This window comes from Halobacteriovorax sp. RT-2-6 (assembly GCF_047085025.1).
Lineage (GTDB): Bacteria > Bdellovibrionota > Bacteriovoracia > Bacteriovoracales > Bacteriovoracaceae > Halobacteriovorax_A.
In genome coordinates this window covers 994,541-1,009,225 of sequence record NZ_JBKIYH010000001.1, presented here as the reverse complement: position 1 = coordinate 1,009,225, position 14,685 = coordinate 994,541, and the positions used below count along the sequence as shown (strand labels likewise).

16 protein-coding genes and 1 riboswitch are annotated in these 14,685 nt (G+C 35.5%); of the genes, 10 read left to right on the top strand and 6 right to left on the bottom strand.

Features of this window, described 5'->3' with window-relative positions:
- Nucleotides 1-77: 77 nt before the first annotated feature.
- On the top strand, nt 78-482 hold the full coding sequence (locus tag ACMAYS_RS04655; RefSeq protein ID WP_412462826.1) for a hypothetical protein: 405 nt from the start codon (nt 78-80) through the stop codon (nt 480-482).
- A 7-nt stretch (nt 483-489) separates the two neighbouring features.
- Here the strand turns inward: ACMAYS_RS04655 and ACMAYS_RS04650 are convergent, their stop codons facing one another.
- Genes ACMAYS_RS04650 through ACMAYS_RS04635 form a run of 4 tightly spaced genes read right to left on the bottom strand, consistent with a single transcriptional unit; the run spans nt 490 to nt 4,714 of the window.
- The gene (locus ACMAYS_RS04650) at nt 490-1,797 is read right to left on the bottom strand and encodes a cryptochrome/photolyase family protein (protein ID WP_103216685.1); all 1,308 of its coding nucleotides are present in this window, start codon (nt 1,795-1,797) and stop codon (nt 490-492) included.
- A gap of 1 nt (nt 1,798) precedes the next feature.
- Entirely contained in the window at nt 1,799-2,755 is a 957-nt protein-coding gene (locus tag ACMAYS_RS04645) for a YbgA family protein (RefSeq protein WP_103216686.1), read from the bottom strand.
- A gap of 21 nt (nt 2,756-2,776) precedes the next feature.
- On the bottom strand, nt 2,777-3,310 hold the full coding sequence (locus ACMAYS_RS04640) for a lipocalin family protein (protein ID WP_103216687.1): 534 nt from the start codon (nt 3,308-3,310) through the stop codon (nt 2,777-2,779).
- Nucleotides 3,311-3,328: 18 nt separating this feature from the next.
- Nucleotides 3,329-4,714 (bottom strand): TIGR01777 family oxidoreductase, encoded by a 1,386-nt coding sequence (locus tag ACMAYS_RS04635; protein ID WP_103216688.1) that lies wholly within the window; start codon nt 4,712-4,714, stop codon nt 3,329-3,331.
- An 82-nt stretch (nt 4,715-4,796) separates the two neighbouring features.
- Between ACMAYS_RS04635 and ACMAYS_RS04630 the strand changes: the two genes are divergently transcribed.
- The 4 genes from ACMAYS_RS04630 (at nt 4,797) to ACMAYS_RS04615 (ending at nt 8,206) form a co-directional block, all read left to right on the top strand.
- Nucleotides 4,797-5,702, top strand: a complete 906-nt coding sequence (locus tag ACMAYS_RS04630; protein WP_103216689.1) for a MerR family transcriptional regulator — start codon at nt 4,797-4,799, stop codon at nt 5,700-5,702.
- Nucleotides 5,703-5,771: 69 nt separating this feature from the next.
- The gene (locus ACMAYS_RS04625; RefSeq protein WP_103216690.1) at nt 5,772-6,113 is read left to right on the top strand and encodes a hypothetical protein; all 342 of its coding nucleotides are present in this window, start codon (nt 5,772-5,774) and stop codon (nt 6,111-6,113) included.
- An 89-nt stretch (nt 6,114-6,202) separates the two neighbouring features.
- Nucleotides 6,203-7,705, top strand: a complete 1,503-nt coding sequence (locus ACMAYS_RS04620; protein ID WP_392991286.1) for a hypothetical protein — start codon at nt 6,203-6,205, stop codon at nt 7,703-7,705.
- Between the two features lie 99 nt (nt 7,706-7,804).
- Nucleotides 7,805-8,206, top strand: coding sequence for a hypothetical protein (locus ACMAYS_RS04615; RefSeq protein WP_412462825.1), 402 nt, complete (start codon nt 7,805-7,807; stop codon nt 8,204-8,206).
- A gap of 30 nt (nt 8,207-8,236) precedes the next feature.
- On the opposite strand, the gene ACMAYS_RS04610 is transcribed toward ACMAYS_RS04615, so the two are convergent.
- The gene (locus ACMAYS_RS04610; RefSeq protein ID WP_103216693.1) at nt 8,237-8,869 is read right to left on the bottom strand and encodes a hypothetical protein; all 633 of its coding nucleotides are present in this window, start codon (nt 8,867-8,869) and stop codon (nt 8,237-8,239) included.
- A gap of 85 nt (nt 8,870-8,954) precedes the next feature.
- Nucleotides 8,955-9,059: riboswitch (cobalamin riboswitch) on the top strand.
- 17 nt (nt 9,060-9,076) lie between these two features.
- Between ACMAYS_RS04610 and ACMAYS_RS04605 the strand changes: the two genes are divergently transcribed.
- From ACMAYS_RS04605 to ACMAYS_RS04585, 5 genes are all read left to right on the top strand, one after another.
- Nucleotides 9,077-9,472, top strand: a complete 396-nt coding sequence (locus ACMAYS_RS04605) for an acyl-CoA thioesterase (RefSeq protein WP_392856563.1) — start codon at nt 9,077-9,079, stop codon at nt 9,470-9,472.
- 44 nt (nt 9,473-9,516) lie between these two features.
- Nucleotides 9,517-10,083, top strand: coding sequence for a pentapeptide repeat-containing protein (locus tag ACMAYS_RS04600; RefSeq protein ID WP_412462824.1), 567 nt, complete (start codon nt 9,517-9,519; stop codon nt 10,081-10,083).
- 25 nt (nt 10,084-10,108) lie between these two features.
- A complete protein-coding gene (locus ACMAYS_RS04595) occupies nt 10,109-11,599 on the top strand; it encodes a hypothetical protein (RefSeq protein WP_412462823.1) in 1,491 nt (496 codons plus the stop codon).
- A gap of 157 nt (nt 11,600-11,756) precedes the next feature.
- Complete coding sequence (locus ACMAYS_RS04590; protein ID WP_412462822.1) at nt 11,757-13,085, top strand: sensor histidine kinase; 1,329 nt, start codon at nt 11,757-11,759, stop codon at nt 13,083-13,085.
- A gap of 55 nt (nt 13,086-13,140) precedes the next feature.
- Nucleotides 13,141-13,887: a Bax inhibitor-1/YccA family membrane protein gene (locus ACMAYS_RS04585; protein ID WP_103216698.1), complete on the top strand. Its 747-nt coding sequence runs from the start codon at nt 13,141-13,143 to the stop codon at nt 13,885-13,887.
- Here the strand turns inward: ACMAYS_RS04585 and ACMAYS_RS04580 are convergent.
- A complete protein-coding gene (locus tag ACMAYS_RS04580) occupies nt 13,884-14,552 on the bottom strand; it encodes a hypothetical protein (RefSeq protein WP_392991296.1) in 669 nt (222 codons plus the stop codon). The genes ACMAYS_RS04585 and ACMAYS_RS04580 overlap by 4 nt on opposite strands.
- Between the last annotated feature and the right edge of the window lie 133 nt (nt 14,553-14,685).

Below are 14,685 nucleotides of genomic sequence, written 5' to 3'. Positions count from 1 at the left end.
AGATTCTATTAGTGTTTTATTTATTGAGATCATCATGCTAAAAGTTGGAAAACATATTTAGTATTAGGGAGCTCAATATGAAAACAATTTTTAAGTCACTCATTATGATGAGTGCAGTCAGTGCGTTTGCACATTCTTCAAATTCAACATTTATCATCACTTCGGATTCAAAGCTTGGTGCTATCATTGGTTTTAGTGATTCAAGTTTTAATTATGAAGTTAGTGATGCTGTTAGAGCACGCCAATTTTGTTTTGTGGGTGATGCATCACAAGTATGCAGTCAAATTCATCAAGCAGCACAGGATATGAATGGGCGCTATTATCAAGGGGCACACGATCGTATTGAGATTCTTAGCTGTGAAGAAGATTTCGCGACAGACGAATACTCAAATGATGAAATCACTGTTGAATATAATCTAAGTGATGATTATGGTTCAGATTTTAAAGTAGTGCGTTCAATTACTGATTGTGTAACAATTTAATTGTTTCTTACTCACAGGCCTTATAGGCTTTTAGTGTTTCATGATAAGCAATTTTGTGATCAATAATTTCATTAGGGTACTCTGAAGTTCCGTACTCGGGTACCCATTTCTTTATATATTTAAAGTCAGGATCAAATTTCTTTTGCTGTGTATAGGGATTAAAAATTCTAAAATATGGAGCGGCATCACACCCTGTTCCAGCAACCCATTGCCAATTACCATTATTAGAGGCCAGCTCAAAGTCATTCAATTTACGTGCAAAGTACTCCTCCCCCCAACGCCAGTCAATGAGAAGGTCCTTCACGAGAAAAGAGGCAGCAATCATTCGCACGCGATTATGCATGTGGCCTGTCTCATTAAGCTCTCTCATTCCTGCATCAACGATTGGATAACCGGTTTTTCCTTCACACCATTTTTTAAATAGATTCTTGTCGTTATTCCACTTAATCTGGCCGTACTTTTCTCTAAATGGCCCATCGATCACGTGAGGGAAGTGATACATGATTTGAATGAAAAATTCTCGCCAAATTAGCTCACTAAGCCAGACTTGATTTCTCTTAAAGCCCACTTGGGCACACTTTCGAGGAGAGACTGTTCCAAAGCGTAGATGTATACCAAGCTTTGAGGTTGCATCTAGTGCTGGGATATCACGGTTTTGATCGTAGCTATCGATGATCTTACCTTTAATCGTCTTCACTTGATCCTTGGCCTTCTCATTGTAAGTAAAACCTAGCTCATTTAAACTTGGAAAGCCTTTCGCTTTAAACTTGTGAAAGTTATTAAAGAATTTATGAGTCTCAATTGTTGCAATATCTTTTGGTGCAAGTGTACTAAGCCACTTATTTTTAAAAGGTGTGTAGACAACATAAGGTTTACCATCTTCTTTTAAAATATCATTTTTTGCAAAGATACAGTGGTCTTTGTAGCGTGAGAATTTTATATCTTCACTTTTTAGAATCTTTTCAACTTTGTTATCTCTTTTTATCGCATAAGGCTCATAGTCCTCATTTGTAAAAACTTCCTCAATAGTATAGGTTTCACATAAATCTTTGTATGCTTCTTCTGGAGTTGAGTGATATACAAGAATATCACTTCCTAGTTCAATTAGTTCTTCCTTGAGTTCTTGAATTGCATCGTGAATGAAGCTTACTCTTAGGTCATCTTCATCTTTTAACTTGGAAAGAATATTTTTATCAAAGATAAAGATCGGTATAACTGGTTTATTAGACTGAAGGGCATAGAGTAAACCACGATTATCTCTAAGTCTTAAGTCTCTTCTAAACCAAAATATATTAACTTCTTCTTTCTTTCTCATTCTATGCAATATTTTTTAGAAGCTTCAAGTCTTTTGGATAAGGCCCAAAAATGTATTGATCTTGAAGGTAAGTTTTCTTGTGTGTATTCGTTAGTATGTTCAAAAAGGAATTAACTGTTAAATAGTTAGATATTCCATTCTTATAGTCTTCCATCATTTTTATGAGAATATCTTTCTCATGCGCTGTGAGATCTTTCTTGAAATAGCCAAAAACATGAAAACACGCATTTAGTCGATTCTTTCTTGTAGGGAGAATATCGAGTGTTTCCATGAAGAGCTTAAAGTATTTTGAATAGACTTCACTAACATCAAGTTTTTCATGATTGGCAGCTATTCCACCTAGGAGTCTTAAGTTGTTCTGATTATGTTCCATAATAGAGTACTTATACATTTGATGAAATAGTTGTAGCTCTCTTATCGATCCATCGAGTTGTTGAAATCTTAAATGAGAGAATATTTTTTTTACAAAGTTTTCTCGTAGCTCCAGATTTTTAATTCTACCACTGTCAATAAATGGGAGAGTTGGCATCGTATCCATAATATATTGAGCATATAGTCCTGTTGATTTCGTAACGTAGTTTTCATCACTAAGGGTAATTGTTTTTACGTTGTCAGTTCCACAAGTAGGGGACTTTCTTGTAAAAATATGACCATTTATTTCCTCGTTAGCTATACGTGCATGAATATTTTGATAAACCTGATTTGCTTCTTCCGTAAGGTCTTTTTTAGTAAACTTTGATCTTAAGCGTACTTCATTAGATTGTTTATCAACTTTGAACAAATGTACTTCTTCTCGTGGAACTCCTAGGCCCATTTCAAACTCAGGGCATACTGGTACAAAGTCTACAAATTTTGATAGTTCAGAGTAGACCCAGTCTTCACGACAATGACCACCATTATAGCGAATATTCTCACCGAGCAGACAAGAGCTTATGGCAATTTTAGGACGCAAAGACATTGGGTTCTCCTTATTTAGCAATTAGTGCTTTGTTTTAATTAGTTTAGAAACATCAAAGTGAAGATCTTTCGCCTTGGCAATAAGCTCAAGGTAGATTTTCTCATCAAGTTCTTTTGTTCTTGAAAGAATCCACAGATACTTTCTTGAACTATCTCCAACCATAGCGTATTCGTAATTTTCGCCTAGATCTAAGATCCAATAATTTCCTGCAAAGATTGGCAGCTTAATTCCACGTAGAAAGAATTGTACCTTTAACTTAGCATTAGTTTCTTTATCAACAACCCAAGCACGGGCCTTGGCAGTTTTTAATTCTCCTGTTGGTGAACCTTGGCGACACGTATTTAAAACTTCGATATCACCATCAGAACGTAGACTGTAATTTGCTGTAACTGCAGCACAGCCTTTTTGAAAACTCTGTTCAAAGCGAGCAATTTCATACCACTTACCAAGATAGCTTTGTAGATCAACATAATCGACAGTATCTAGTGGAAGTGACGATCCAGAGAAAGTTAGTGAACTTGATAAAATGGCAATAAGTAACATGAGCTTCTTCATTTCTTCTCCTCTTAAATTTTATTCAGCATGGTTATTAGTCTCACCAAAAATTTTGTATAATTTTTGGCTACGATAGTTAAAAATTTTATTAATATCTTTTTTGACAAAGGCACCTGCGACCATACTACCTAGTTGTCCCATGGGAACCATGTAGGAAACATTATCTGTCATTAAAGTACCGTTTGCGTACACCTTAAATCCATGGGTATGAACCCATTTTTTATAAGGGCCTTTTAACTGAGTATCAGTAAATTCATTATTTTGATCATAACTTGATATTTCTGTTTTCCACTTAAATGGCAGGCCATAAAGACTTAGTTGATAATCAATAATTGTTCCTGCTTCTATTTGTGGAGTACTTTTTCCTAGGACTTTAAAACTTAAAGAATCAGGCGTTATTGTTTCAAGATTTTTCTCGTCACTAAAGAAGCCGAAAACCTCATCTAGTGGCCTTTCTACCCATTGAACTTGTTTAAATTCTTTTTCTAAACCCACCAGATTTTGTAGAGCATCTTCCAGATTTTCAAATTTGAATGAATAGCCTTTATCTAAGAGATTCTTTGGGTAAACGTTTTGTCCGTCTAACACTAATGTCGACATTTCTCCAAGTGCTATCTTTAAAGCAAAACCTGGAGCAGGAAGGATTGTTGGTCGTTTTAAAACTTTTCCCATTACTCTTGTAAAATTAGAGTTTGAATAGGCTTTTGGAGCAACCGCATTAAATGCACTTTCTTCGAAATCATTTTCAACAAGAAAGCGATAGATGGCCACCATATCTGCGAGATGAATCCAGCTCATCATCTGTTTTCCACTACCAAGCTTTCCTGCGACTCCTAGTTTAAATGGGATGAGCATCTTTTCAAGAGCACCGCCATTGCTTGCGAGCACTATCCCTGTTCTTACATGATTAACCAAGATATCCTTATTAGTGAGTCTCTCTGTTTCTTTTTCCCATGCAATACAAGTCTTAGCGAGAAAGTCACTTCCAAAGCCTGCTTGCTCATCTAAGACTTGATCTCCACTTCGATTGCCATAGATTCCTATCGCACTTGCGCTAATAAATTTTTTAATCGAAGTTTTATTTTCGTTTATAGTGTTGACGAGTAGTCGAGTTGATAACACTCGAGAGTTTACGATTTCTTCTTTCTGTTTTTTAGACCATCTTCTTGCACCAATATTTTCACCAGCAAGATGAATGATAGTATCTACAGAATTAAATGCGTCTTTATCGACTTCACCTTTTTGTGGATCCCAGTAAAAGCATTTGATTGGAATATTAAAAGAAGCCTGTGCCTTCTCAGGATTTCGACTCAGTACTCGAATATCTTCATGGCCATGAATGGCCAATTCATGAATTAATTCACGGCCGATAAGCCCTGTTGCACCAGTAATTATAATTCCCATTAATTACTCCTTGTATAGGTCTTGTATATATAATATAATATACAACAGTTAAACAACTAATTGTAAGATATTGAGGTTAAAAATGAAGCAAAATGTAGCAATTCGAATAATATCAGGTATTTGTAATGTTCAGCCTCACACAATTCGCATGTGGGAGAAGAGATACAATGCTTTTAGCCCAATTCGCGATGAGGGCGGTCAACGTTTGTATGGCCCAGAAGACTTGGCCCGCGCCAAGATGATTGCTTCACTCATTAAGTCTGGGCAAACCATCTCCAAAGTAGCGAGGCTGTCTTTAGACGAGCTTAAAGAACTTAGTATTGCTATTAGTGAATCAAGTCTCTCTGAAGAAGATAAGGTTGCTCAATCAATTGATAAGCTCTTTTCAGCATTAGCTATATACGAAATTGAAAGTGTGAGAAATGAAATAGAGTTTCTAAGGTTAAGTCTTAGTGCCCAAGACTTTATCTTCTCAGTAGTTCTACCAGTTATGCAAAAAATTGGAAGACTTGTCTTTGAAGGAAGTTACAGTGTTACTCAAGAACATATTATTTCGACGATTATACGCGATCAAATGAGCCAGATACGTCTTCCTAATAATGATCTAAATGGACGTTATGTTCTTGCAACTCCGGAAGGAAATTTGCATGAGCTTTCAATTATGATTGCAGATATTCTATGTCGAACAAGAAGGGTTGGAACTTACTATCTAGGTGCCGCAAATCCAGCAGAGTGTCTTGCTGAAGCAATCAATGCCCTAAACTGCAAGGGGCTCATCCTAGGTGCTGTTTCATCTGATAGCTGGGATTACTTTAAGAGTATTATTCCATATCTTCAAAAAATTGACGACAGACTTGAGCGTCAGATTGAAGTCGTTATTGGTGGAGGCTATCCAATAGAGCTTCCTGAATTCAAAAATATTCAGCTTGTCGAGATTATTGGTGATTTCGAGACTTTTGATAATACTTTCCTCGCAAAAGTGGCCTAATTAACGCAATATGTTTTGTCATATTATTGTTTGATAGGTAAAACTTCCTCACTTTTATAAGGGGGAATTATGAAAAACGCACTTATGATGCTAGTGGCGCTATTTATCAGCACACAAGTATTCGCAATTAATGGATCAAATGAATGTCTAAGATTTGAAAATGATGCTGTTAAGGTTGAAGCAATTCAATTCACTGCTGATCTTTTAAATTACGATTCTGTAGAAGCTTTTTGTACAGCTGATCGTCTATGGGATCTAGAGGTTAGTCATGCACCTAATTTCTGGCCAGTAGGTGAGGAAGAGGATCACCATGTTAAGTTAATGCTACACTATGAATACCATAGCTGTACTATCTACTATAACCAAACTCAAAAGAAGTTAAGTCGTCAGCGTTGTTACAATACTTGGTAATCTAGACTATATATTTTCATATATTTAAGGCCCACGATTGTGGGCCTTTTTTGTCATTTTTTTCATGATTCTTCCGATAAATAAATATCATGATGAAATCGCATTCTAAAATACTTTCAATTATAATCTTGGCCTTCTTTAGTCTTCTGGCCAAGGCCGAAGAAAAACAAGTCTTTGAGTTTGATGATAATAAAGATGGAAAGATTGATAATATTTTTCGCTACCAAAGTCAGCGACTTGTTGAGCATCTGAATGATCGTAATTACGATGGAAAATTTGATTATCAGATGAAAGTTGTTGGAAATCTAACGACGATTGAATCTGATAATAACTTCGATTTAAAATTTGATCGAATTGAAATCATTGAGAAACTCGAGAAAGAATCGATTTATAAACTTTACCGTATTGAAAACGATAAGCGTCTTTTGGTTATTGAAAAAAGAATTCAAAATATTCAGCATAGCGAAGCGATAAATACGTGCTCATATGAGAGCTTTTTAAAATCCATCAACTCGCTTGATGATTTGATTTCTGATTTTGATCCAATTCTACAAAAGCTTAATAATGGCTTTTATGAATTTACACCCGGAGTACAAATACATAAGAGCTGTTTAGAAAACTTTGGTGATGATAATTTTGAAACTCTTATGAGAAACTCTCTTGATAAAGGAATGAGTTGTCTGTCAGAGCTTGGAACAAATAATAAAGAGACTGGAGCAAAAGCTGAGATCGCCAATATTATCAATCTCTTAAATATTCAATTAAGTGGTAAAGTAAAGCCGACATCAGTTATATGTCATCAAAATGATTATTCTTGGCAAGGAACAATTGCTAACGCATCTGTTGGTAACAACAAATTGAAAAACTTAGGGGTGGATGGCCCATATGTCTCACTTAATCCAAAAATGAAGTCAGGGTTTTTAAACTCAATTAAAAATGGTCCACCTAGAGATGAGCTTGAAGGAATTGTATTTCATGAGCTTCTACATAATTTAGGATATCGACATGGCCATGGAATTGATGTGAGTTATGGTTGTGAAGTTTGTTGTTTCTCTGATAAGAAATCTGCAAAAGTAGCGGCCTGTAATATCTGTCTTGGGGGTTATGATCCAAAAAATGAGATTGATCCAAACTATTTAAGAGATATGGCAACGCTATCAAGTGAAACGGGATTAGTAAGTGCAGAACTCTTTATTTATAAGAATATTAGTCGAATTCCTGTGAATCAAAAAAATATTGATTCTATCTTTCTTGGACTGGCCACACGTGGTGCTGGTGTAATGCAAGAGTTTATGAAGCAAATGAAAGATCGAGGTCTTAAAGTGTCTCAAGATAGTGGCCGAATTAAGAAGCTAGTTAAAGAAGCGAATAATTATCGACCAGTTAATAACTTCATTGCTGAAGTGAATAAAGCATACGCTACAGCTATAATTACTGCTTATGTTGATAAAAAAGCCTTCTCAGCAAAGTTTAAGCTATCTAAGAAGATAAAATCGCAAGATTTAAGAGATATTGCAGATCGAAATGAAAGGGATTCAGATGCCTCGGCCAAGCTTGCTAGAGGAATCGAGATGATCGAAGAGCTCTTTTAATCTATCTAATTATTGTATTGTGTAAATATTATTAATCGGATTTACATACACTTCTGCTCAGCCTATATTCCCGAAAAATCATTATTTGGGAGATTACTCATGAAAAAAATTATAATTCTAGCATTTTTTGCATCGTCTGTTTTTGCAAACACTCTAACTAAGCAAGAAGAAAGTAAAGTTGTTACTGAGATTGATAATATCTGTGGTGATACTTGGTGTGAAGGTGATTTTAATTTTAGATTTGATACTCTTAAGTGTAATGCAGAAACTAACTCTTGTGTTTTAGACTTTGTTATTCTTGATGAAGTATGGGGTGATGATGATTCTTATACAGCAACAGAATATGCAGCAACATGTGAAATCAAGGGATATACAAAGTACGATCAAATGATTGAAGTATCTCGTAATGGCTGGCCAAGACTTAATCAAGATTTTTACTTTGCAGTTACTGATTGTGTGACTGAACAAGAAGAAGTTGTTTACGATAAATTAGGATACTAAAAAATAAAAGGCCTCTTAAAGAGGCCTTTTTTATTTCTTTAACTTGTAAGGTAAGCCAGTTTCTGGATTTTTTAGAACACCTTTAGTAAAAGCGCTCGGTATTTTCTTGCCATTTGATAAAATCGTTACATTTACCTGATTGGCCTTTGGTAGCGAATCGTATACGAACGAGATCTCATTACCTTCAAATAGCTTAATATTCTTATCATCACTTGGCTCAAATACTGTGTCATATTCTTTATAAGCATACATTTCATCTAAGAAGCTAAACTCAATTGGACGGCCATATTGATTTGCCCAACCAAGCGCATACTTTGCACTTTGAACCAGAATTTTAATTCCACTTGTACACTCTTTGCCGTACTTAAAAAAACCAGTCATATCTAAGCTTTGAGCTTGTTTTAGTGAAAAAGTATAGCGAGTTAACCCACTTGATTGATTAGACTTCTTTTCAACTAGAGCAGTTGATTTATGTTTTGTTTCAAATTTCGCGCTATCTCCCCAAACTGGAATTTCATAGCGGCACCATTGCTCAAGAGTAACTTTAAAATTTAGCTCATTAGTAGGTGCATATAGATCAAAGCTAAATGGCCTTGCTGTAGTTTGAACTGCGGCAGCATTGAAGCTAAGAAATAAGGCCGCAATTGATAGTAATTTCTTCATAATATGTGTCCTTAATTAATTATTGTTGATTCTCAATACCACGGCCACATTAATTAGCCAGCTTAATTGTAATTCTTATTGCCTTTAAGTTTATCGAGATTTAGGATAGTTAGCGCTAGGAGGTGAAGTTGGTGTAATTCCAACACTGTCCCGCAACGGTAAAGTCCGATCCCAAGCTAGCAAAATTTTAATCCCGAGGAGGAATCTATGAATGAAGCGCAATTAAGCGAAGCTATTGCACGCGCGAAAACTACGGTAGTTAGGGCCGTCTTCCCTAATAGTACAAATCACTACGATACATTATTTGGTGGTAACACGCTTAAGTGGATGGATGAGGTAGCCTTTATCACTGCAACTCGATTTGGCCGCAAGAAATTTGTAACTGTCTCAAGTGACCGAGTTGACTTCAATATGCCTATTCCAGGTGGGCATTTTGCCGAGCTTGTAGGAGAGATTACGAAGGTTGGCAATAGCAGTCTTGTTGTTGAAGTAAGACTAATGCTTGAAGGTATGTACGAAGAGGGACAAGTTGAAGCAGTAAAGGGGAGTTTCACTCTTGTTGCTATTAATGATGATCGCAAACCTGTACCTATTTTCTCATAAAATTTAAAATAGCCTCGTTAATAAATTTAGTTTAAAATGCTCTCATGCCATATTTTGAAGATGAAGTTTTTGATACTGATAATATTAGCGAGGTTAGTGAGTTCAAGGGTAGTGAATTTATCTGCTGTGAGTTCAACGGCCTTGATATAAGTGAGATAGATGTATCTGGGGCCAAGTTCATCGAATGTTCTTTCAAAGGTTCAAACTTAAGTAACTTGAAGTTGCTAGGTGCCACATTTCGTGATGTTACATTCAATGATTCTAAATGTATTGGTTTAAACTTCGCAGACTGTAATACTCTTTTCGAACTTAAGTTTAAAAATTGTATTCTAGATTATGCATCTTTTCAGGACTGTACAATTCATGGGGCGCAATTTACTTGCTCATCTCTTAGAGAGACAGACTATTCTCAAGGGACATTTGAGGGGAGTGATTTCTCTGAAAGCGATCTTCAGGGAACGAATTTCTCAAGGGCCAATTTAAAAGGCTCTAAATTTCTTAATGCACGAAATTTTTATATCGATATTGCAAATACAAATTTAAAAAACTGTAAGTTTTCAATGCCTGAAGTCCTCAACCTTTTGAGTCCTTTTGGTATTGAAATCGAATAATATTTTTTTAAGCTAGGAAGGCAAAATGAAAAATCAAGGCAAGTTCTCAAGTCGAGTTAAGGATAAAATCCGCTCTCAGATCAACAGTGCAACTTCTCCAAAGCACCTCTATTCTCAAAAGGATTTCATGTATGAGAGAAAGGGGCCATGGCCTCAACCTTCTCCTGTACACCCTTGGGGAGAGTCTCCTGCGGTTATTCATGTACCACTTAGAGAAACTCTTGATTGGTGGATGTTTATTGGCTCTCGTTATGTGGCCACTCTAGCTCTCTCTCCATACTACTTTATAAAGGGTCTAATCTTTCCTGGCCTTAAAGAAGTAACAAATAAAGAATTCGAAGATCTTCTAAACTATTCCATGATGAGTAAATTTCTAACAGATAAATTGGATGATGAAGATTGGAAGTGTTTTAGTGATTATAATAAAGACGAAAAGAACTGGTTTATCGTTGACCTTGATGCAGTTCGTGTTGTTAAGCCTTTAGAAGGTATTCATGTGAGCGCTACAAAAACACTTCTTTACAAAGAAGGGAAACGTTTCAAAGTTCAAGCAATTTACGTTCAAAAGACAGAGACAGTATTTGATATTTCCAATCCATGTGATGCTTGGGAGTTGGCGAAATACTTTGTTCTTCAAGGTGGTGCTCTATGTGCAACCCTTGTTGTTCATCCTCTTTTACATTTTCCTTTTGATTCAATTAACGCCATCTCAAAAACATCTCTTCCAAAAGATCATATTCTTTTTAGATTATTATCTCCACACTTCAGATTTACTCTTCCTCTAGAGAATGCAGTCTTGAATTATAAGAGTTCACTTCTACAAGAAAAGTGGTGGATGACTTATGCTCCTTACCCAGGAGGACCTGAAGGTTTAAGAGATTTACTAGTTGAAGGATATAAAGGTATTAAAGGTAATCTTTCATACCCGCCATTTTCTTATTCACTAAAATCGCCAAGTGTAGAGGGTAAGTATGGCATTTACTTAAAACGCTACTACGAAGTATTTTATAATTTCGTAAGAGATATTTTAGCTGATGTGAGTACCGATGACTTTTGGATTAGTAAGTGGGCCGATTACTGTAATCAGCATGTAAATGAATTTCCTTCGAGTAAAGAAATTTTCGAAGATGATAAATTAGTTCGAGCGGTCACGACTTATCTTTTTACCGTTACTGTTGCACACGCTACGGATCACTATAATTACGGAATCCTTGATAAAAGAAAAGTTCCACTGCGACTAAGACAAGCAGCACCGACAAAAGATACAAAGATGATCAAGAGATCAAAGCTGGTCAATGCTATCGATCAGATGAAATACTCAATGGCCGATAATCTATTCTTTTCACCGACTACTGTGACAAAGCTAATTAATGCTCGCTATAAGTTTAAAGATCCAAGGCAAAGAAAAATTGCTGAAAACTTCAAGAAGGAGCTTAAAAATTTGGATAAATCTTTAAAAATAGAGGGGATAGAGTACATGCCATTAAAGAAAATATCAGCAAGTATTCAATTCTAACTTGCCATAGATCGTTGGCAATATTTTTTGTTGCACAGCTTTTTTAAGGAAAATTACAAATAGCACTGAGCGCTTAAATTTATCTTTATTTTTAAGCGCTTATCTACTATTAATATCTTAATTATCTAAACAAAACTTGTGTTCGTGGTATTAATAAATGGTTATGAATCCAGTAAACCCTATTAATAAGATCATTAGATTCTTGGCCCTTAGGGAGCCTGATCTATCTGTAAGAGATCTTTCACAATTGAGCCTGTATATTTATACAGTTTTCTTAACTGCGCCCTTGATGTGGGGGCATTTGGTTATTTCATACTTCTTTTGTGACAACCCTCTTCTTTATCAAATTGGAATCGGAACATGTTTAATACATTTTTTTAGTCCCGTTTTTTATTACTTTTTTGGTTCTTTATCACTAGCTCTTAATATTACAATTTTAGCAGGCTTTATTCATGAGTTCTCTTGGTCGATTTTAACGGGAGGATTTTTTAGTGTTTCTCCTATCTGGTTTGCAGTTTTACCTATGATTGCAGGTTTGATTGGAACCAGGAGAGATTTACTCTTATGGTTTATTTTATCTATTCTGGCCGCAACTTATTTATTCATCTTGCACCTAAATGGTGTTGTTCTACATAGTTACTTGAATGAAACAGGAGAAGTTTTAGGTCAAGTTCTGATCATGATTGGCTTTATTCTTTTGAACTCTCTTTTTATGTTTGTTTACATGATTGATCGAGATCGCTTCTACCAAGCGATTGTTGAAAAAAAGGAACAGATTGATACTCTCTTAACATTAGTAGGACATGATATCAGTAACCCTCTTACTGTTGTTAATCTCTCTGCTAAAAGGCTTAGTAAGTTATTGGCCACTAATGATGATGCCGATATTCAAAAGTGCTTAACTCGTATTAATTCATGTACTTCGGGAATAAGCAATATTTTAACTCAGATTCGTGATCTACAATCAATTAAGCAAGGTAAGGTTGAGTTAAAATTTGAGAAAGTATATCTGAATCATATCATTGAATATCTCTATCGAGTTTTTGAATCAAAATTACATGATAAGAATATCACCTTAAAGTATGATTATAATGCAAACCAGAATGTTTACTTCATGGGGAATTCCACAGCATTAAAATATCAAATTTTTGGAAATCTATTATCAAATGCGATTAAATTTTCAGAAACAGGCCAAGAAATTGAAATATCCGTTACTGAAAGAAATGATGGAGTTCAAGTTAATCTAATTGATAAGGGTGTAGGAATTGAGGAAGAGTTATTAGAAGTATTATTTGAAAATAATGCGATTCCTTCTAAAATTGGAACAAGTGGAGAAAAAGGAACAGGATTTGGAATGTCCATAGTTAAGACCTTTGTCGAACTTAGTCATGGCAGTATTTCTGTGCACTCAAAAACAAAAGCAGTATCACCTGACAATCACGGTACACAATTCTCTCTGTTATTTAAAAAGACTCTGTTTTCTTAGACCAAACCTCTGTGCTTTTGATATAATAAATTAAAATTATAACAAAAGAGGAATTATGAGGTCGACAAACCCGACACTAAGAAATGACGTCTTTAAGGCGGGAACTTTATCAGATGAAAGAATGTCTTTTTCTGGAGTATTTAATAAAGGGATGATTCTCTTTGCTCTAATGCTTATGACATTTATTTATACATGGAATGTAACTCTAGGTACTCTGGAGAATTCAATGCAACCACAAATGGGTATGTATCCGTTGATTGGTGGTATTGGCGGTTTTATTTTCGCTCTTATTACGATCTTTAAACCAAAGTTGGCCATGTTTACAGCTCCTGTTTATGCTCTATGTGAAGGCCTTCTTCTTGGGTCAATTTCTGCAATCTATGAATTTCAATTTCAAGGGATTGTCTTTAATGCTGTAACGATTACTTTTTCTGCCTTCATTACTTTATTCTTTCTTTATCGTTGGGGCCTTGTAAGAGCAACAGGGATGTTTAGAAAGGTAATCATGACGGCGATGTTTGCAATCATGGGTGTTTATCTCGTAAGTTTCATTATGTCTTTCTTTGGAACAACGATCCCAATGATTCACGGAAATGGCCCAGTGGGAATTGGATTTAGCCTTATTGTAGTAGGTGTTGCTGCATTTAGTTTAATTCTAGATTTCGACTTTATTGAAAAAAGTGTTGATCAGGGAGCACCAAAATATCTTGAGTGGTATGCGGGCTTCTCTTTAATGGTTACTCTTGTGTGGCTATATATTGAAGTATTAAGACTTCTTTCAAAATTAAATCGACGCGATTAATTTTTTATATTCATGGACCAACTTGCTCCAAAGAGTATTTGGTCCATGACTAACTTGTTGGCCGTTAGCTCACTTCCCGTTTCTCCATTTCTTTGCTCAAGCATTAGTCGGTATTCATCAAATAGATTTCTATTCTCAGGTAATTGCTTTGCCATCTCTTCTAAAACATAAGCTGCTTGTGCAAATTCTTTTGCTACTTCAGTTTTCGATTCTCCTGCGATCTTATAGCTAGGATAGACTTTATTAAGATGATTTTTGAAATCAGTGAGAAGCTTTGTCGTATATTTATTCTCTGTTGGAATAGTGTGATTTGCCCAGCTCTTTACTTCTTTTATATTTGTTTGATGAGCATAGAACTCAAGTGTGCGATCGTAGTCGTATCCCCATTTTGATTTTTTTACAATAACACCCTGGCAAACAACTTTTAAAGCATCATCAGAAATATTTGAGACACTTACCTTTGAAATACCAGTGATCTTTTCAATGGATTCACTTTCCATATCGCGACAATCATACTGACAACTAAAAATGACTTCCTTTGGATAGGGAGCCGAAAAATCATTTTGGATATACTTCTTCGTAGCATAGTCCGCAAGACAAAATCCGGGACTTGGGATGGCCGCTAAGATATTTAGTGAAAGTATTCCAATGACTGCGGCCTTCATTACTTACCAGTCATTCCTTGGTAGAGCGCAAACCAGATGTAAATACTTAGAACAAGTAAGACTAGTTTAAAACTGATACGCCAGTAATTTAGTGGTTTTTTATTTTTCATGGGCGCGATTATATGTATCTCAT